General features: G+C 72.0%; 17 protein-coding genes. 12 read left to right on the forward strand and 5 right to left on the reverse strand.

The window, feature by feature from the left end; genetic code table 11:
- Positions 1-5: 5 nt before the first annotated feature.
- Complete coding sequence (locus GRQ65_RS03970; protein ID WP_160875371.1) at positions 6-1295, reverse strand: tetratricopeptide repeat protein; 1290 nt, start codon at positions 1293-1295, stop codon at positions 6-8.
- 94 nt (positions 1296-1389) lie between these two features.
- Between GRQ65_RS03970 and uvrC the strand changes: the two genes are divergently transcribed.
- The 10 genes from uvrC to GRQ65_RS04020 all read left to right on the forward strand — a co-directional run bounded on the left by uvrC (position 1390) and on the right by GRQ65_RS04020 (position 11239).
- Positions 1390-3390, forward strand: a complete 2001-nt coding sequence (gene uvrC, locus GRQ65_RS03975) for an excinuclease ABC subunit UvrC (RefSeq protein WP_160875373.1) — start codon at positions 1390-1392, stop codon at positions 3388-3390.
- Between the two features lie 4 nt (positions 3391-3394).
- Positions 3395-4282, forward strand: coding sequence for an RNase adapter RapZ (gene rapZ / locus GRQ65_RS03980; RefSeq protein ID WP_337191474.1), 888 nt, complete (start codon positions 3395-3397; stop codon positions 4280-4282).
- Between the two features lie 17 nt (positions 4283-4299).
- Positions 4300-5304, forward strand: a complete 1005-nt coding sequence (locus GRQ65_RS03985) for a gluconeogenesis factor YvcK family protein (protein ID WP_337191475.1) — start codon at positions 4300-4302, stop codon at positions 5302-5304.
- A 113-nt stretch (positions 5305-5417) separates the two neighbouring features.
- Complete coding sequence (gene whiA / locus GRQ65_RS03990) at positions 5418-6404, forward strand: DNA-binding protein WhiA (protein WP_160875823.1); 987 nt, start codon at positions 5418-5420, stop codon at positions 6402-6404.
- Between the two features lie 114 nt (positions 6405-6518).
- On the forward strand, positions 6519-7529 hold the full coding sequence (gap, locus tag GRQ65_RS03995) for a type I glyceraldehyde-3-phosphate dehydrogenase (RefSeq protein WP_160875377.1): 1011 nt from the start codon (positions 6519-6521) through the stop codon (positions 7527-7529).
- A 2-nt stretch (positions 7530-7531) separates the two neighbouring features.
- On the forward strand, positions 7532-8731 hold the full coding sequence (locus GRQ65_RS04000) for a phosphoglycerate kinase (RefSeq protein WP_160875379.1): 1200 nt from the start codon (positions 7532-7534) through the stop codon (positions 8729-8731).
- A 2-nt stretch (positions 8732-8733) separates the two neighbouring features.
- A complete protein-coding gene (tpiA, locus tag GRQ65_RS04005; RefSeq protein ID WP_160875393.1) occupies positions 8734-9528 on the forward strand; it encodes a triose-phosphate isomerase in 795 nt (264 codons plus the stop codon).
- A 48-nt stretch (positions 9529-9576) separates the two neighbouring features.
- A complete protein-coding gene (secG, locus tag GRQ65_RS04010) occupies positions 9577-9813 on the forward strand; it encodes a preprotein translocase subunit SecG (protein ID WP_160875395.1) in 237 nt (78 codons plus the stop codon).
- A 9-nt stretch (positions 9814-9822) separates the two neighbouring features.
- Positions 9823-10182, forward strand: coding sequence for an RNA polymerase-binding protein RbpA (locus GRQ65_RS04015; protein WP_160875397.1), 360 nt, complete (start codon positions 9823-9825; stop codon positions 10180-10182).
- A 37-nt stretch (positions 10183-10219) separates the two neighbouring features.
- Complete coding sequence (locus GRQ65_RS04020; protein ID WP_160875399.1) at positions 10220-11239, forward strand: LLM class flavin-dependent oxidoreductase; 1020 nt, start codon at positions 10220-10222, stop codon at positions 11237-11239.
- Between the two features lie 12 nt (positions 11240-11251).
- On the opposite strand, the gene pgl is transcribed toward GRQ65_RS04020, so the two are convergent.
- From pgl to tkt, 4 genes are read right to left on the reverse strand one after another with little or no spacing between them, the layout of a single operon-like run.
- Complete coding sequence (gene pgl / locus GRQ65_RS04025; RefSeq protein ID WP_160875401.1) at positions 11252-11995, reverse strand: 6-phosphogluconolactonase; 744 nt, start codon at positions 11993-11995, stop codon at positions 11252-11254.
- Positions 11992-13686, reverse strand: a complete 1695-nt coding sequence (pgi, locus tag GRQ65_RS04030; protein ID WP_160875403.1) for a glucose-6-phosphate isomerase — start codon at positions 13684-13686, stop codon at positions 11992-11994. The genes pgl and pgi overlap by 4 nt, the downstream gene beginning before the upstream one ends.
- Positions 13683-14789, reverse strand: coding sequence for a transaldolase (gene tal, locus GRQ65_RS04035; protein ID WP_160875405.1), 1107 nt, complete (start codon positions 14787-14789; stop codon positions 13683-13685). Before tal ends, pgi begins: the two co-directional genes overlap by 4 nt.
- Before the next feature lie 30 nt (positions 14790-14819).
- On the reverse strand, positions 14820-16943 hold the full coding sequence (gene tkt / locus GRQ65_RS04040) for a transketolase (protein WP_160875407.1): 2124 nt from the start codon (positions 16941-16943) through the stop codon (positions 14820-14822).
- Between the two features lie 163 nt (positions 16944-17106).
- Here tkt and GRQ65_RS04045 point away from each other — a divergent pair, with 163 nt between their 5' ends.
- Together GRQ65_RS04045 and GRQ65_RS04050 are read left to right on the forward strand one after the other, a co-directional pair.
- A complete protein-coding gene (locus GRQ65_RS04045) occupies positions 17107-18069 on the forward strand; it encodes a heme o synthase (protein WP_337191476.1) in 963 nt (320 codons plus the stop codon).
- A gap of 175 nt (positions 18070-18244) precedes the next feature.
- The gene (locus GRQ65_RS04050) at positions 18245-18988 is read left to right on the forward strand and encodes a glycosyltransferase (RefSeq protein ID WP_202387316.1); all 744 of its coding nucleotides are present in this window, start codon (positions 18245-18247) and stop codon (positions 18986-18988) included.
- Positions 18989-19045 lie beyond the last annotated feature (57 nt).

The following is a 19045-nucleotide window of genomic DNA, read 5'->3' on the forward strand; positions in this document are numbered from 1 at the left end:
ACGCCTCAGACCAGGGCCGGAGCACTGACCTCGTCGCGCCACACCTCGTCACGCTTCGCCGGGCGCCGGTCCAGGCGCCGGTCCAGCAGGAGACGGGCCTCGTCGAGGCGCCCGGCCCGCACGAGGGCGGCGATCCGGGTCTCCTCCAGGATCTCCCGCTGGGCGTCGGAGCCCCCGAGCCGGCGCGACGGCAGCGCCATCGACCCGAGTGCGTCGGCCGCGGCCGAGTGCGAGCCCAGAGCCATGTCCCGCAGGGCCCGCGCCAACGGCGCGACGACCTCGCGCTGCGTGGCGTTGGCGTGCCCGGCGGCCCACTGCTCCAGCGTCCGGAGCCCGCCCGGGTCACCGAGGGCGAGGAGCGTCACGGCGCTGTGCATCGCCAGGAACGGCGTGGCGGGACGCTCCAGCACGTCGCGCCCGGCCAGCGCGGCGACCTGGTCGAGGCTCGGCACGTCGTGGGCGCTCGGGGTCAGCGCCCAGCGGAACAGCAGCGAGCCCGTGTCGACGAGGGCCCGGCACCCGAGCCCGTGCTCGGGCCGCAGCTGCGCCTCGTAGCGCCGGCGCACCGCGTTGACGTCGCCGAGGGAGAGCTCGTGCAGCGCGGCGTGCCAGGCGAAGTGGCTGAGGCTGTCGATCGAGGCGCCGTCGCCGACGACCCAGGCGTCCATCCAGGCCAGTCCGGCCACGTGGTCACCCGTCTCGTAGTGGGCGTGGGCCCGCGCGTGCGCGGAGTGGCCCGCACCCGGCTCGACGGCGAGGGAGGCGCACGACAGCGTCATCGCCTCGTCGAAGCGGCCCTGCTCCTGACGCACGAAGGCCAGCAGTCCGCTGAACCACCAGTCGTCGCCGTACGCCGGCGCCGCGCGCTCGACGATCTCCCACGCCTCCTCGGCCACCTCGGTGACCCCGGCGAAGGCGATGGTCGGGACGGCCGTCGAGAGCAGCAGGGCGTCGAGGGGGTAGTGCTCGAGGTGGCGCACGAGGGGCGCCGGGTCGCCGCCGACGTGGCGGACGACGGCGTGGACGTGGCTGCGCTCCCGCTCGCTCGCCCGGGCCGCGTGCAGCGTGGCGTCCCGCAGTCGGGCGCCGACGTCGACGCGGGCGCACAGCTCGTGGCCGAGCAGGGCGAGCGCGGCGTGACCGGCGGCGAACGTCGGGTCGTGCGCGATCGAGGCCGCCAGCGAGGGGAGGGCGCCGGACCGCAGCCGGAGGACGTCGAGCAGCCCGCGCGAGTACGCCGCAGCCGCCTCGGGACTGGTGGTCAGGACGTACCCGTACGGGTCGGTACACGGCATGAAAGCAGAGTAGGTCAATCGACTTTGATGGTCCACTACCGGGACCGCCGGTGTGTCACCGGGACTGTCCCCGGTCGAACGTAGGGTTGTCGCCGTGCCCGCCCGACCTCCCCGCAGCCGCCGCGGGCCGCTCGACTACCGCCCCGAGCCCGGCTCGATCCCGACCCAGCCGGGCGTCTACCGCTTCCGCGACCCGCGCGGGCGGGTCATCTACGTCGGCAAGGCCAAGAACCTCCGCGCTCGGCTGTCGTCGTACTTCCAGGACATCCGCCACCTGCACGCGCGCACGGCCACGATGGTGACCACGGCGGCCAGCGTCGAGTGGACCGTCGTCAACACCGAGGTCGAGGCCCTCCAGCTGGAGTACAGCTGGATCAAGGAGTTCGACCCGCGCTTCAACGTGAAGTACCGCGATGACAAGTCCTACCCCTGGCTCGCGGTCACGGTCGGCGACGAGTTCCCACGGGTGATGGTCGGGCGCGGCGCCAAGCGCAAGGGCACCCGCTACTTCGGCCCCTACAGCCACGCCTGGGCGATCCGCGAGACCGTCGACATCCTGCTGCGCGTCTTCCCGATGCGCAGCTGCTCCAACGGCGTCTTCAAGCGCTCGCAGCAGATCGGGCGGCCCTGCCTGCTCGGCTACATCGACAAGTGCGCCGCCCCCTGCGTCGGCAACGTCTCCGCCGAGGAGCACCGCGAGATCGTCGACGACTTCTGCGACTTCATGGGCGGGCAGACCCGGCCGTTCGTGCGCCGCATCGAGAAGGAGATGTACGCCGCCTCGGACCGGATGGACTTCGAGAAGGCCGCCCGCCTGCGCGACGACCTCGGCGCGATGAACCGCGCGCTGGAGAAGCAGGCGGTCGTGCTCGGCGACGGCTCCGACGCCGACGTCATCGCCCTGTCCGAGGACCCGCTCGAGGTCGCGGTGCAGATCTTCTACGTCCGCGGCGGCCGGATCCGCGGTCAGCGCGGCTGGGTCGCCGACCGCGTCGACGAGGGCGGCACCCCGGAGCTCGTCGAGGACTTCCTGCTGCAGCTCTACACCGGTGACTCCGACGCCATCCCGCGCGAGATCCTCGTGCCGGCCCTGCCGCCGGACGTCGAGACCTTCGAGCAGCTGTTCAGCGAGTTGCGCGGCGCCAAGGTGCAGATCCGGGTCCCGCAGCGCGGCGACAAGAAGACGCTGCAGGAGACCGTGGCCACCAACGCCGCCCAGGCGCTCGCCCTGCACAAGACCAAGCGCGCCAGCGACCTCACCACCCGCAACCGGGCGCTGGAGGAGATCCAGGAGGCCCTCGAGCTGGAGGAGGTGCCGCTGCGCATGGAGTGCTACGACATCTCCAACCTGCAGGGCACCGAGGTGGTGGCCAGCATGGTCGTCTTCGAGGACGGCCTGGCGCGCAAGAGCGAGTACCGCCGCTTCGTCATCCGCGGCGTCGACGGGCAGAACGACGTCGCGTCGATGCACGAGGTCATCACCCGCCGCTTCCGACGGCTCCTCGACGAGCAGGCGCGCTCGGAGCTGCGCCCCGGCGACGAGCACTCCGGGCCGATGCTGGTCGACCCCGAGACCGGCCGCCCGCGCAAGTTCGCCTACGCCCCGGGTCTCGTCGTCGTCGACGGCGGGCCGCCGCAGGTCGCCGCCGCCCAGCAGGCGCTCGCTGAGCTCGGCATCGACGACATCCCGGTCTGCGGTCTCGCCAAGCGCCTCGAGGAGGTGTGGCTGCCCGGCCAGGAGGACCCGGTGATCCTGCCCCGGTCCTCCGAGGGTCTCTACCTGCTGCAGCGGCTGCGCGACGAGGCCCACCGCTTCGCGATCAACCACCACCGCGGGCGGCGTTCGAAGTCCATGGTCGAGAGCGTCCTCGACGACGTCCCCGGCCTCGGCGAGGTGCGTCGCAAGACGCTGCTCAAGCACTTCGGCTCGCTCAAGCGGCTGCGCGAGGCGGAGGTCGAGGAGATCGCGCAGGTGCCCGGCATCGGCACGCGCACCGCGACCTCCATCAAGGAAGCGGTGGCCGCGGCCCCCGCCAAGGGCAAGACTGGCGCCATGGTGTCGATCAACACCGCCACCGGCGAGATCGAGGAGTGAGGCCGTGACCGCGGTGGGGGAGTCCGCTTCGGCGCGCCCGGGCGAGCTGGTGGTGGTCACCGGCATGACGGGCGCCGGCCGCAGCACGGCCGCCAAGGAGCTCGAGGACCTCGGCTTCTTCGTCGTCGACAACCTGCCGCCCGGGCTGCTCAAGGAGGTGACCCGGCTCGTCGACGCCAGCCTCGGCCCGGCGACGCCGATCGCGGTCGTCATCGACGTCCGGTCCGGGGCGTTCTTCGAGTCGCTCTCGGCCAACCTCCACCACGGTGCGGCGGGCCGCCACGCGACGCTGGTCTTCCTCGAGGCCACCGACGAGGTGCTCGTGCGCCGTCAGGAGGCCGCCCGTCGACCCCACCCGCTGCAGGGGTCCGGGCGCCTGCTCGACGGCCTGCAGCGCGAGCGGGAGGTCCTCGCCCCGCTGCGCGGCGACGCCGACCTGGTGATCGACACCTCGGCGTTCAACGTCCACCAGCTCACCGACAAGATCGCGGCGGAGTTCGGCACGCCCGAGACCGTCCGGCTCAAGGTGAGCGTGGTGAGCTTCGGGTTCAAGTACGGCATCCCCGTCGACACCGACTTCCTCGCCGACATGCGCTTCCTGCCCAACCCGCACTGGGTGCCCGAGCTGCGACCCCACACCGGGCTCGAGGCGCCGGTGTCCGACTACGTGCTCGGCCAGCCCGCGGCCGAGGAGTTCGTGGGCCGCTGGGTCGAGCTGATCGCCGGCGTCGCCGACGGCTACCTCGCCCAGGGCAAGCGCTTCGCCCAGGTCGCCGTCGGGTGCACCGGCGGCAAGCACCGCAGCGTCGCCGTGACCGAGGAGGTCGTGCGCCGCCTCGCCGCCCGCGGCATCGAGGCCCGAGCGGTCCACCGCGACCTGGGTCGGGAGTGAGCGGGAGTGGCCCGCAGGTGAGCCAGTCCTTCGAGCCCGGTCTGCACGACCGGGCGGTCTCCGTCGTGGCCTTCGGCGGCGGCCACGGCCTGCACGCCTCGCTGTCCGCGCTGCGACTGCTCGTCGACGAGCTGGTGGTCGACGAGCTGACCGCGGTCGTCACCGTCGCCGACAACGGCGGTTCGTCCGGCCGGCTGCGCGGGGAGTTCGGTGTGCTGCCCCCGGGCGACCTGCGCATGGCCCTGGCGGCGCTGTGCGGGCGCAACGAGTGGGGCGTCACGTGGTCGCGGGTCCTGCAGCACCGCTTCGCCGGCGACGGCGAGATGAACGGCCACGTCATCGGCAACCTGCTCATCGTCGGACTCTGGGAGCTCCTCGGCGACCACGTCGACGCCCTCGACTACGTCGGCCGCCTGCTCGGCGCCACCGGCCGGGTGCTGCCCATGGCGACGGTCCCGATGGACATCGCCGCCGACGTGCGGGGGCTGGTGCCCGACGACCCCGACGCCCTGCTGAGCGTGCGCGGCCAGGTGGAGGTCGCGACGACGGACGGCGTCATCGACTCGGTCGTGCTGGTGCCCCCGGACCCGCCCGCGGCGCCGCAGGCCCTCGAGGCGGTCGCAGCGGCCGACTGGGTGGTCCTCGGTCCGGGCTCGTGGTTCACCTCGGTCATCCCGCACCTGCTCGTGCCGCAGCTGCGCCAGGCCCTGGTCGACACGGACGCCCGTGTCGTCGTCGTGCTCAACCTGTCCGCAGAGGCGGGGGAGACCCCGGGGTTCGGCCCCGCCGACCACTTCGCGGTCCTGCTGCAGCACGCGCCCGACCTGCAGGTCCACACCGTGCTCGTCGACACCGGCGCGGCGGACGAGCCCGATCAGCTCGAGGAGCTGCGCCACGTCGTCGACGCGCACGGGGCCCGCCTGCTGGTCGCCGACGTCGCCGAGGCGCCCGGCACGCCCCGGCACGACGCCGTGAAGCTCGCTGCGGCGTACGCCCGCATCCTGGGTGGGGAGGCCCCCTAGGAGGCGGCTGATCAATGGGGGTGGATGTCAGCACCGGGGCGGGGCTGACGCCGCCCCTTGCCATTGATCAGCCGTCTCCTAGGGTCGTTGACGTGCGTGCGAGGATCGTCCGCATGGCGATGACGGCACAGGTGAAGTCCGAACTGGCCAGCACGCAGATCACCAAGACCTGCTGCCGCAAGGCCGAGGTCGCCTCGATGCTCCGCTTCGCCGGGGGCCTGCACATCGTCAACGGCCGGATCGTGGTGGAGGCCGAGCTCGACACCGGCGCCGCGGCTCGGCGCCTGCGCACCGACATCGCCGAGGTCTACGGCCACGAGTCCGACGTCGTGATGGTGCAGGGCAACGGCATCCGCAAGGGCAGCCGCTACATCGTGCGCGTGGCACGTCAGGGCGAGGCGCTCGCCCGCCAGACCGGCCTCGTCGACGGCCGCGGGATGCCCGTCCGAGGCCTGCCGCCGGCCGTCGTCTCCGGCGGCGGTTGCGACGCGGTCGCCGCGTGGCGCGGCGCCTTCCTGGCCCACGGGTCGCTGACCGAGCCCGGGCGCTCGTCCTCGCTCGAGGTCACCTGCCCCGGCCCGGAGGCCGCCCTCGCGCTGGTGGGCGTCGCCCGCCGTCTCGGCATCCAGGCCAAGGCCCGCGAGGTGCGCGGCGTCGACCGCGTGGTCATGCGCGACGGCGACGCCATCGGGCAGCTGCTGACGCGGCTCGGTGCCCACGAGGCCCTGATGGCCTGGGAGGAGCGCCGGATGCGCCGCGAGGTGCGCGCCACCGCCAACCGTCTCGCCAACTTCGACGACGCCAACCTGCGCCGCTCCGCCCGGGCCGCGGTCGCGGCCGGCGCGCGCGTCGAGCGGGCGCTGGAGATCCTCGGTGACGAGATCCCCGACCACCTGCGCCAGGCCGGTCAGCTGCGCCTCGAGCACAAGCAGGCCTCGCTCGAGGAGCTCGGCCAGCTGCACGACCCCGTGCTCACCAAGGACGCCATCGCCGGGCGCATCCGCCGTCTGCTCGCCATGGCCGACAAGCGCGCCGAGGACCTCGGCATCCCCGACACCGAGGCCAGCCTGACCCCCGAGATGATCGCGGACGAGGCCTGACCTCCAGGCTCGCAGGGGTTACTCGCACGTACGCCGGACCGACCTGTGACGGGTGCCATCGGGGCCGCTAGGGTCGAGTTCGATCGTTCAACCCCAGACTGAGGAGCACTCGCTGTGACCGTTCGCGTCGGCATCAACGGCTTCGGCCGGATCGGCCGCAACTTCTACCGCGCCGTCCGGGCCCTCCAGCAGCACGAGGGGCTCGACATCGAGATCGTCGCGGTCAACGACCTCACCGACCCCAAAGCGCTCGCGCCGCTGCTCAAGTTCGACTCGATCCTCGGTCGCCTCGACGTCGACGTGACGGCCGAGGAGGGCCTGATCAAGGTCGGGGACAAGAACGTCACCGTCTTCTCCGAGCGCGACCCCGCCGCCCTCAAGTGGGGCGAGCAGGGCGTCGACGTCGTCGTCGAGTCGACCGGCTTCTTCACCGACGCCACCAAGGCGCGCGCCCACGTCGACGGCGGCGGCGCTAAGAAGGTCATCATCTCCGCGCCCGCCTCCAACGAGGACGTCACGGTCGTCATGGGTGTCAACCACGAGCAGTACGACCCGGCGGCGCACACCGTCATCTCCAACGCCTCGTGCACCACCAACTGCCTCGCGCCGATGGCGAAGGCGCTCAACGACGAGTTCGGCATCGTCAAGGGTCTGATGACCACGGTCCACGCCTACACGGCCGACCAGAACCTCCAGGACAACATCCACAAGGACCTGCGCCGCGCCCGCGCCGCGGCCATCAACGTCGTCCCGACCTCGACGGGTGCCGCCAAGGCGATCGGCCTCGTGCTCCCCGAGCTGAAGGGCAAGCTCGACGGCTACGCCCTGCGCGTGCCGGTCCCGACCGGCTCGGCCACCGACCTCACCTTCGAGGCCGGCCGCGAGACCTCGGTCGAGGAGGTCAACGCCGCCGTGCAGAAGGCCGCCGACGGTCGCTACCTGCGCTACTCGACCGACCCGCTGGTCTCCAGCGACATCGTGACCGACCCGGCGTCCTGCATCTTCGACGCGCCGCTGACCAAGGTCATCGGCAACCAGGTCAAGGTCGTCGGCTGGTACGACAACGAGTGGGGCTACTCCAACCGCCTCGCCGACCTGATCAAGTACGTCGGCGAGACCCTCTGACCGTGGGCTCCTACGACGGACTGGGCGACGTAGCAGGCAAGCGGGTCCTGGTCCGCTCGGACCTCAACGTCCCCCTCGACGGCGGCCGCATCACCGACGACGGCCGCATCCGCGCCAGCGTGCCGACCATCCAGGCCCTCGCCGAGGCGGGGGCCCGGGTGGTCGTCACCGCGCACCTCGGTCGCCCGAAGGGCGCGCCGGAGGAGAAGTACTCGCTGCGGCCCGTCGCGGGTCGTCTCGGTGAGCTCCTCGGCCGCGAGGTCGCGTTCGCCGAGGACACCGTCGGCGACTCCGCCCGGTCCACGGTCGAGGGTCTGGGTGACGGTGACGTCGCCCTGCTGGAGAACGTCCGCTTCAACGCGGGTGAGACCAGCAAGGACGACGCCGAGCGCGGTGCGTTCGCCGACGAGCTCGCCTCGCTGGCCGACGCCTTCGTCTCCGACGGCTTCGGGGTCGTCCACCGCAAGCAGGCCAGCGTCTACGACGTGGCGCAGCGGCTGCCGCACGCCATGGGCGGCCTGGTCTCGACCGAGCTCGAGGTCATGCGCCGGCTGACCGAGGAGCCGGAGCGGCCCTACGTCGTGGTGCTGGGCGGGTCCAAGGTCTCCGACAAGCTCGGCGTCATCGACAACCTGCTCGGCAAGGCCGACGCGCTCCTGGTGGGCGGCGGCATGCTCTTCACCTTCCTCAAGGCCCAGGGACACGAGGTCGGCAAGAGCCTGCTCGAGGAGGACCAGCTCGACACGTGCCGCGAGTACCTCCAGCGTGCGGCCGACAGCGGCGTCGAGCTGCTGCTTCCGACAGACGTGGTCGTCGACGACGCCTTCCCCGACGGCGAGCGCACCCCGCAACCGCAGGTCGTGGCCGCCGACGCCATCCCGTCGCACGCCCTCGGCCTCGACATCGGGCCCGACTCGGCGGCGGCGTTCGCCGAGCGCATCCGCGGCGCCCGCACCGTCTTCTGGAACGGCCCCATGGGGGTCTTCGAGACCGCCGAGTTCGCCGACGGCACCCGCGTGGTCGCCGAGGCGCTGACCGAGGTCGACGGCCTGTCCGTCGTCGGTGGCGGCGACTCGGCCGCCGCCGTGCGCACGCTCGGCTTCGACGAGGACGCCTTCGGGCACATCTCGACCGGGGGAGGGGCGAGCCTGGAGTACCTCGAGGGCAAGACCCTGCCTGGCATCGCCGTTCTGGAGGACTGAGCATGGCCGCGACCCGCACGCCGCTGATGGCGGGCAACTGGAAGATGAACCTCAACCACCAGGAAGCGGTGGTGCTGGTCCAGAAGCTCGCCTGGACCCTGAGCGACAAGAAGCACGACTTCGCGAAGGTCGAGGTCGTCGTCGTGCCGCCGTTCACCGACCTGCGCTCGGTGCAGACGCTGGTCGACGGCGACCGGCTCTCGATCCGCTACGGCGCCCAGGACGTCTCGGTGCACGAGAGCGGCGCCTACACCGGCGAGATCTCGGCGGGGATGCTCGCCAAGCTCGGGTGCTCCTACGTCGTCGTCGGGCACAGCGAGCGGCGCGAGCACCACGACGAGAGCGACGAGACCGTGAGCGCCAAGGCGCACCGAGCGCTCGACGCCGGCATGACGCCGATCGTGTGCGTGGGCGAGGGACTCGAGATCCGTCAGGCGGGCGAGCAGGTGGCGCACTGCGTCGCGCAGGTCGCCGGCTCCCTCGCCGGGTTCAGCGCCGAGCAGGTCGCCGGCCTCGTCGTGGCCTACGAGCCCGTCTGGGCGATCGGCACCGGCGAGGTCGCCACCCCGGACGACGCCCAGGAGGTGTGCGCGGCGGTCCGCGCCCACGTGCGCGAGACGCACGGCGACGCGGCGGCCGACGGCGTCCGGGTGCTGTACGGCGGTTCGGTCAAGGCGGCCAACGTCGCCGGCATCATGGCCGAGACCGACGTCGACGGCTGCCTGGTCGGCGGAGCGAGCCTCCAGGCCGACGAGTTCGGCGGGATCTGCCGCTTCTACGACATGCCCGTCCTGTGAGCGCGTCCGTGGTCGGCCGTGTCCACCCGGTGACGTAGGATCGCGCCCGTGGATCTCCTCTTCACGATCATCCTCGTCATCACCAGCCTGGTGATGATCATGCTGGTGCTGCTGCACAAGGGTCGCGGCGGCGGTCTCTCCGACATGTTCGGTGGCGGTGTCTCGAGCTCGTTGGGTGGCTCCTCGGTCGCCGAGCGCAACCTCGACCGGCTCACCGTCGGCGTCGGCGTGATCTGGTTCGCCACCGTCATCGCACTGGGCCTTCTGCTGGCCTACCAGAACTAGGAGCACGACATGGCTGGTGCAGGGAACGCGATCCGCGGGAGCCGGGTCGGAGCCGGCCCGATGGGCGAGGCCGAGCGCGGCGACGCCGCGCCGCGACAGGCGGTGACCTACTTCTGTGCCAAGGACCACCGCTCGCTGGTGACCTTCGCCGTCGAGGCCGTGGCGCCCGAGTCGTGGGACTGCCCCAAGTGCGGCCTGCCGGCCTCGCTCGACTCCGAGAACCCGCCCCCGGCGCCCAAGATCGAGCCGTACAAGACGCACCTGGCCTACGTGAAGGAGCGTCGCTCCGAGACCGAGGCCGCCTCGATCCTCGACGAGGCCCTCTCGTTGCTGCGCACCCGTCGCAAGTCCGGCGACATCATCTTCTGACGGGAATGCTTCACGCTTCAACCACGTTGGGGCGGGCATGAAGAACATCGGCTTCCTGTCGTTCGGCCACTGGAACCCCTCGCCGCACTCCGCGACCCGGTCCGCCTCGGACGTCCTGCTGCAGTCGATCGACCTCGCGGTGGCCGCCGAGGAGGTGGGCGCTGACGGCGCCTACTTCCGGGTGCACCACTTCGCCCAGCAGCTCGCCTCGCCGTTCCCGCTGCTCGCTGCGGTCGGTGCGCGCACCAGTCGCATCGAGATCGGCACGGGCGTCATCGACATGCGCTACGAGAACCCGCTCTACATGGCGGAGGACGCCGGTGCGGCTGACCTCATCTCCGGGGAGCGCCTGCAGCTCGGCATCAGCCGGGGATCACCGGAGCAGGTGATCGACGGCTACCGCTACTTCGGCTACGAGCCGCGACCGGGCCAGGACCACGCCGACCTCGCGCGCGAGCACACCGCGCGGTTCCTCGAGGTCATCGAGGGCAAGGGCTTCGCCCAGCCCAACCCGCGTCCGATGTTCCCCAACCCGCCCGGCCTGCTGCGCCTCGAGCCGCACTCGCCGACGCTGCGCCAGCGGATCTGGTGGGGTGCCGGCACCCGGGCGACCGCCGAGTGGACCGCCGAGCAGGGCATGAACCTCATGAGCTCGACGCTGCTCACCGAGGACACCGGTGTGCCCTTCCACGAGCTGCAGGCCGAGCAGATCGAGCGGTTCCGCAAGACGTGGGCCGACGCCGGCCACGCCTGGACGCCGCGGGTCTCGGTCAGCCGCAGCATCTTCCCGATCGTCTCCGACCTCGACCGCGCCTACTTCGGCCGCGAGGGTCGCGGCAGCGACCAGGTCGGGATGATCGACGGCGGCATCGCTCGCTTCGGCAAGACCTACGCCGGTGAGCCGGACCGGCTGATCGCCGAGCTCGCCGCCGACGAGGCGATCGCCGCGGCCGACACCCTGCTGCTGACGATCCCCAACCAGCTCGGCGTCGACTACTGCGCCCACGTGCTCGAGACGATCGTGCGCGACGTCGCCCCGGCCCTCGGCTGGCGCTGAGCGACCGGGGCTCTACAGCCGGGAGGCGGCGTCGCGGTCGAGGAACCAGATGGTCTCCTCGACCCCGGACACCCCGGCTGCCGGCGTCTCGTGGACGTCGGTGCCGTCGGCGAGGGCCTTCGCGACCGCGTCGGACTTGGGCTCGCCGCTGACGAGGAACCACACCGACCGGGCGCGGTTGAGCACCGGGAAGGTCAGGCTGACCCGCTCCGGCGGGGGCTTGGGGGAGCCGGTGACCGGCACGGCGAGCTCGTCGGTCACGTCGAGCTGGGCGAACCCCGGGAACAGCGACGCGACGTGGCCGTCGGGGCCGACGCCCAGCATCAGCACGTCGAACTCGTCGCCGCCCGCGGCGTGCTCGCCCACGGCTGCGGCGTACGCCGACGCTCCGGACGCGACGTCGGGCGCTTCCGCGGTGGAGGGCATCTCGTGCACCCGCGCCGGGTCGACGCCGACGGCGTCGAGGAACGCCGCCCTGGCCTGGCCGGCGTTGCGGTCCTCGGAGTCGGGCGCGACGTAGCGCTCGTCGCCCCACCAGACCTCCACCCGGCCCCAGTCGACCTCGACGTCGGCGACCTGCGCGAGCCGACCCACCTCGCGGTGGATGGCCTCGGCGATGGTGCCGCCGGTGAGGACGATCTGCGGCACCCGGCCGGCGGCCTGGGCGTCGCTGAGCCGGGACAGCAGCTCGCCGGCGACCGCGGACGCCAGCGCGTCGCCGGTGTCGTGGACCTCGATGCGGGGCGGCACGGTCACGACGAGCTGCTCCCGTGGGTGCGGTGGGCGCGGTACCAGTCGATGAGGGCCGTGGTGGACGGGTCGGCGTCGGCGGTCTCCTCGCCGGCGACGGCCGGCGCGAGCTGCTGGGCGAGCTGCTTGCCCAGCTCGACGCCCCACTGGTCGAAGCTGTCGATGCCCCACACGGCACCCTGGGTGAAAGTGATGTGCTCGTAGAGCGCGATCAGCTGTCCGAGCACCGACGGGGTCAGCGCCTGGGCCATGATCGAGGCGGTCGGCCGGTCGCCCGTGAAGACCCGGGCCGGCACCACCGACTCCTCGGTGCCCTCTGCCCGCACCTCCTCGGCGGTCTTGCCGAAGGCCAGCGCGCGGGTCTGGGCGAAGAAGTTCGCGAGGAACAGCTCGTGGACGTCGGTGCTCTGCCCGTCCTGGGTGTCGGTCAGCGGGTACGCCGGGTCGGCGAACGCGATGAAGTCGGCCGGGATGAGCCGGGTGCCCTGGTGGATGAGCTGGTAGAAGGCGTGCTGGCCGTTGGTGCCGGGCTCGCCCCAGAACACCTCGCCGGTCGACGTGGTCACCGCGGTGCCGTCGTAGCGCACGCCCTTGCCGTTGGACTCCATCGTCAGCTGCTGGAGGTAGGCCGGGAACCGGTGCAGCAGCTGGGCGTAGGGGAGGACCGCGTGGGTCTGGGCGCCGAGGAAGTTGGAGTACCAGACGTTGAGCAGCCCCATCAGCATCGGCACGTTGGCCGCGGGCTCCGCGGTGCGGAAGTGCTCGTCCATCGCGTGCATGCCCTCGAGCAGCTCGGCGAAGCGCTCCGGGCCGACGGCCACGACCAGCGAGGTGCCGATCGCGGAGTCGAGGGAGTAGCGGCCGCCGACCCAGTCCCAGAAGCCGAAGGCGTTGGCCGGGTCGATGCCGAACGCCTCGACCTTGTCGAGCGCCGTCGACACGGCGACGAAGTGCTTCGCGACCGCGTCGTCCGCGTCGCTACCCGCCAGCCCGTCGAGGAGCCAGGCCTTGCACAGTCGCGCGTTGGTCAGGGTCTCGAGCGTCCCGAAGGTCTTGCTGGAGACGATGAACAGCGTCGTCGCCGGGTCGAGCCCCTGCAGCGTGAGCGCGGCGTCGGTGGGGTCGATGTTGCTGATGAAGCGGCACTGGATCTCGGCGTGGCGGTAGGGGGCGAGCGCCTCGTAGGCCATCACCGGACCGAGGTCGGAGCCGCCGATGCCGATGTTGACGACCGTGCGGATCCGCTCGCCCGTGACACCGGTCCACTCGCCGGAGCGCACTTTCTCCGCGAACGCGTAGACGCGCTCGAGCACCTCGTGCACGTCACCGACGACGTCTTGGCCGTCGACCGACAGGCTCGCGTCGCGCGGGAGACGCAGCGCGGTGTGCAGCACCGCACGGTCCTCGGTGACGTTGATGTGCTCACCGGCGAACATCGCGTCGCGCCGCTGCGCCACCCCGGTCTGCTCGGCCAGGGCCAGCAGCTCGGTGAGGATCGGCTGCGTGACGAGCGACTTGGAGAGGTCGACGTGCAGGTCTGCGGCGTCGAAGGTGAGCGCCGAGACCCGCTCGGGGTCCTCGGCGAACCAGGCGCGCAGGCTCGGCGCGAACCCGTCGGCGTGGGCGCGCAGGGCGTCCCACGCCGACGTGCTCGTCGGGTCGACCGGCGCGGACGAGGCGTCGGGCGACGAGGTCACGACTTCGCCTGCTCCATCTGACCGCGCACGGTCTCGACGAGCTCGGTCCACGACTTCTTGAACTTGTCGACGCCCTCGGTCTCGAGGTTGAGGAAGACCTCGTCGAGGTCGATGCCGACGGCCCGCAGCTGGTCGAAGACCTGCTGGGCGCCCTCGAGCTCGCCCGTGACCCGGTCGCCCTCGACCTCGCCGTGGTCGGCGAAGGCGTTCATGGTCTTCTCCGGCATCGTGTTGACGGTGTCGGCGACGACGAGGTCGGTGACGTACATCGTGTCGGAGTAGTCGGGGTTCTTGACGCCGGTCGAGGCCCAGAGCGGGCGCTGCGGGTTGGCGCCGGCCTCGGCGAGCTGCTTCCAGCGGTCGCTCTCGGACACCTCGACGAAGGCGCCGTAGGCGATCCGGGCGTTGGCCACGGCGGCCTTGCCCCGCAGGGCGAGCGCCTCGTCGGTGCCGATCTCCTCCAGCTGCGAGTCCACCTCGGAGTCGACGCGGGAGACGAAGAACGAGGCGACCGAGACGATCTTGGACAGGTCGAGGCCGGCGTCGCGGGCCTGCTCGAGACCCGTGAGGTAGGCGTCCATGACCTTGCGGTAGCGCTCGACGCTGAAGATCAGCGTGACGTTGACCGAGATGCCCTGGGCGATGACCGCGGTGATGGCGGGCAGCCCCTCCTCGGTGGCGGGGATCTTGATGAGGGCGTTGGCCTTGTCGACCTTCTGCCACAGCCGCTGGGCCGAGGCGATGGTCGCCTCGGTGTCGTTGGCCAGGTCGGGCTCGACCTCGATCGAGACCCGGCCGTCGGCGTCCGTGGACTCGGCCACCGGGGCCAGGACGTCGCAGGCGTTGCGGACGTCGTCGGTGGTGAGCTCGAAGATCACCTTGTCGACGTCGGCGCCGTCGGCCACCAGCTGGCGGACCTGGTCGTCGTAGCGCTCGCCGTCGGCGATCGCGCTGGCGAAGATGGTCGGGTTGGTCGTGACGCCGACGACCGACTTGTCCTTGACCAGCTCGGCGAGGTTGCCGGTCTCGATGCGCTCGCGCGACAGGTCGTCGAGCCAGATGCTGACGCCCGCGTCGGAGAGGGCCTTCAGACGGTCACTCATGTGTGTGCTCCTGGGGATCTCGGGGGTGGGTCAGCGGGTGGTGACGCGGATGCTGTCGCGCGCCGCGTCGGCGACCGCGGTCGCGGTCAGGCCGTACTCGGTGTAGATCCGCTGGTAGTCGGCGGAGGCGCCGTACTGGTCGATGCCGACGATGCGGCCGTGGTCGCCGACGACCTCGCGCCAGCCCATGGAGACGCCGGCCTCGACCGAGACACGGGCCTTGAGGGTCGGGGGCAGGACGGTGTCGCGGTAGGCCTCGTCCTGGGCGTCGAACCACTCGCGGCACGGCATGGAGACCACGCGCGCCTGGATGCCGTCCTCGGCGAGCAGGTCGCGCGCCGCGACGGCGATCTGCACCTCCGAGCCGGTGCCGATGAGGATCACGTCGGGGGTGCCGCCCTCGACGTCGATGAGGACGTAGCCGCCCTTGGCGACGTCGTCGAGGCCGGCGTAGCCCTGCTCGCCGCGCGGGAACGTCGGGACGTTCTGGCGGGTGAGCGCCAGGGCGGAGGGCCGGTCGGTGTGACGCAGGACCTGCGCCCAGCAGGCGGCCGTCTCGTTGGCGTCGGCCGGGCGGATCACGTCGAGACCCGGCATCGCGCGCAGCGCGGCGAGGTGCTCGATCGGCTGGTGCGTCGGGCCGTCCTCGCCCAGACCGATGGAGTCGTGGGTCCAGACGTAGGTGACGGGGAGGCGGCTGAGCGCCGCGACGCGCACGGCGCCACGCATGTAGTCGCTGAAGGTGAGGAAGGTGCCGCCGAACACGCGGGTGAGGCGGTCGGCCGCGATGCCGTTCATGATCGCGCCCATGCCGTGCTCGCGGATGCCGAAGTGCAGCACGCGACCCTGGAACGGGTCGCCCTCCCAGTCGTGGGTGCTGCGGTCCTTCGGGACGAACGACGGCGCGCCCTCGATGGTCGTGTTGTTGGAGCCGGCGAGGTCGGCCGAGCCGCCCCACAGCTCGGGCAGGACCGGGGCGAGGGCGTTGATGACCTTGCCCGAGGCCGAACGGGTGGCGACGCCCTTGGCGTCGGCCTCGAAGAACGGCAGCGCCTCCTCGAAGCCGTCGGGCAGCGTGCGCTCCTTCAGCCGGCGCAGCAGCTCGGCGCGCTCGGGGGAGGCGGCGGCCCACGCGTCGTAGGCCTCGTCCCACTCCTTGCCCCAGACGGCGCCGCGCTCGAGCAGGCCGCGGGTGTGCTCGAGCACCTCGTCGGGGACCTGGAACTTCTGCTCGGGGTCCCAGCCGAGGACCTTCTTGGTGGCGGCGACCTCCTCGTCGCCGAGCGCGCTGCCGTGGGCCTTCTCGGTGCCCTGGGCGTTGGGGGCGGGCCAGGCGATGACGGTGTCGAGGACGATCAGGCTGGGCTGGTCGGTGACCTCGCGGGCGGCGAGGATCGCGTCGTGCAGGGCCGGGACGTCCTCGCGGTAGTCGGTGCCGCCGTTGGTCCAGTCGACGTTCTGCACGTGCCAGCCGTAGGCCTCGTAGCGCTTGGCGACGTCCTCGGTGAAGGCGATGTCGGTGTCGCCCTCGATGGAGATGCGGTTGCGGTCGTAGACGACCGTGAGGTTGCCCAGGCGCTGGGTGCCGGCGATGGAGCTCGCCTCGCCGCTCACCCCCTCCTGCAGGTCGCCGTCGGAGCAGAGCACGTAGACGTGGTGGTCGAAGATGCTCTCGCCCTCGGCGGCGTCGGGGTCGAGGATGCCGTGCACGCGGCGGCCCGACATGGCCATGCCGATGCCGTTGGCGACGCCCTGGCCGAGCGGGCCGGTGGTGACCTCGACGCCGGCGGTGTGACCGAGCTCGGGGTGGCCCGGGGTCTTGCTGCCCCAGGTGCGCAGGGCCATCAGGTCCTCGATCTCGAGGCCGAAGCCGCCGAGGAACAGCTGCGTGTAGAGCGTGATGCTCGAGTGGCCGCAGGACAGCACGAAGCGGTCGCGGGCGATCCACTGCGGGTCGGCCGGGTCGTGGCGCATGACCTTCTGGAACAGCAGGTAGGCGACCGGGGCGAGGCTCATCGCCGTGCCGGGGTGTCCGTTGCCGACCTTCTGGACCGAGTCCATCGCCAGGACGCGTGCGGTGTCGACCGCCTTCTCGTCCAACTCGGTCCAGTCCAGCTCGGTCTGCTGGTTCTGATCGTGGGGGGCAGTGCTCACGAACTTCCTTCCGGCGTGCTTTCCTCGGGGGGTGCTGCGGTGAGTCGGGCGGGTGCGGTAGGCCACGTCCCGCCGGAGTCGAGCCTACTCAGCCCGGCAGTTAGACTCACAGCGGTCCAGTGACCAGTCCTGCACTTTCGAACGCACTCCCACCCGAGGTTTCGTGACCTACGTCGGCCAGTCGGTCCCGCGCAGCGCGGGCGGCGCCGCCGACGCCGCCCCCGGTCCGCAGCGGACCCGGGTGCGCGACGTCGTGGCGGCGTACGTCGGCCTCACGAAGCCGCGCGTCATCGAGCTGCTGCTCCTGACCACCGTCCCGGTGATGTTCTTCGCCGCCCGCGGGATCCCCTCGTTGGGGCTCGTGGCCGCGACGGTCGTCGGCGGCACCTTCTCCGCCGGCTCGGCGTCGGTCTTCAACTGCGTCTACGACCGCGACATCGACGAGCAGATGCGACGCACCCGTCGCCGGGCGCTGCCGCGCCACCTGGTCTCGCCGGCGGCGGCGCTGGTCTTCGGCACCGTGCTCGCGGTGCTCTCGACCGTCGTGCTCTGGGTGTGGGTCAACCCGCTCTCGGCGGCGCTGTCGCTGGGCGCCAACGCCTTCTACGTCTTCGGCTACACGATGCTGCTCAAGCGGCGCACCACCCAGAACATCGTCTGGGGCGGGCTCGCGGGCTGCTTCCCGGCGCTGATCGGCTGGACGGCGGTGACCGGCGAGCTGTCGTGGGTGCCGGTCGTGCTCTTCGCCGTGGTGTTCTTCTGGACCCCGCCGCACACCTGGGCGCTCGCGCTGCGCTACCGCGAGGACTACGCCAACGTCGACGTCCCGATGCTGCCGGTCGTCGCCCCGGCCCGCGAGGTCGGTCGCCAGGTCGTGATCTACAGCTGGGTCATGGTCGCCACCTCCCTGCTGCTGTGGCCGGTGGCCGGCACCGGGGTCGTCTACCCCGTGGCGGCCGTCGTGCTGGGCGCGGGCTTCCTGCTCGAGGCGCACCGCATGTGGGCCCGCACCCGCGGGACCGAGGACCTCACCGCGATCCAGCCGATGCGGCTGTTCCACGCCTCCAACCTCTACCTCTCGCTGCTCTTCGTCGCGGTCGCGCTCGACCCGCTGCTCACCCGCTGACCCCCGCACCGGACCCAGCGCCGGCGTAGCCCGAGCGGGCCTGGCTCGTTGTCCGTGCGTACGAGCCTGTGGGGGCTCGTGGGACCGGGGGGGTCGAGTGGTGCAGCGGTCGGGGGAGACCGGTCAACGGAGCGTCCAGGCAGCAGGCCAGGGGCGGCGCACGTCGCAGCCGCGGGTGAGCGTGGTGGTGCCGGCGCTCAACGAGGCGGCGAACCTGCGCGAGGTGCTGCCGACGCTGCCCGAGGTGCACCAGGTGCTCGTCGTCGACGGCGGGTCCGTCGACGGCACCGTGCAGGCCGCGCTGGACGCGCGCCCGGGTGTCGAGGTCACCAGCCAGGTGCGGCGGGGCAAGGGCAACGCCCTCGCGGCCGGCTTCGCCCGCGTCACCGGCGACGTCGTCGTGATGTTCGACGCCGACGGGTCGGCCGGCGCCCGAGAGATCCCGCGGTTCGTGCAGGCGCTGGTCGACGGCGCCGACGTGGCCCAGGGCACCCGCTTCCGCGGCGGGGGAGGCAGCGCCGACCTCACGCCGGTGCGCCGGCTCGGCAACGCGTTCCTCCGCGCCACGATGAACGCCGCCTTCCGCACCCGCTGCAGCGACCTGTGCTACGGCTACAACGCCTTCTGGGCCGACCTCCTGCCGCTGCTCGACCTGCCCGACCCGGACCGGGTGGTGCCGCCGGACTCCCCGATGCTGTGGGGTGACGGCTTCGAGATCGAGACCGTGATCGCGTGCCGCTTCGCCGCGGCCGGCCTCGCCGTCGCCGAGGTGCCGAGCGTCGAGCTGCCCCGGCTGCACGGGGAGTCTCACCTGCACGCCGTCTCCGACGGCCTGCGGGTGCTGCGCACGATCGCGACCGAGCGCGCCCGGGTGCGGCGTACGGCGGTCGCGGACGCGGCTCTGCTCGACCGTTCCTGAGGTTCCCCGGTCGTCGCCGCCTCCCGCTGGGATGATCGTGCCGTGACACGAGTCGGG

This window comes from Nocardioides flavescens, assembly GCF_009823805.1.
Taxonomy (GTDB): Bacteria; Actinomycetota; Actinomycetes; order Propionibacteriales; family Nocardioidaceae; genus Nocardioides; species Nocardioides flavescens.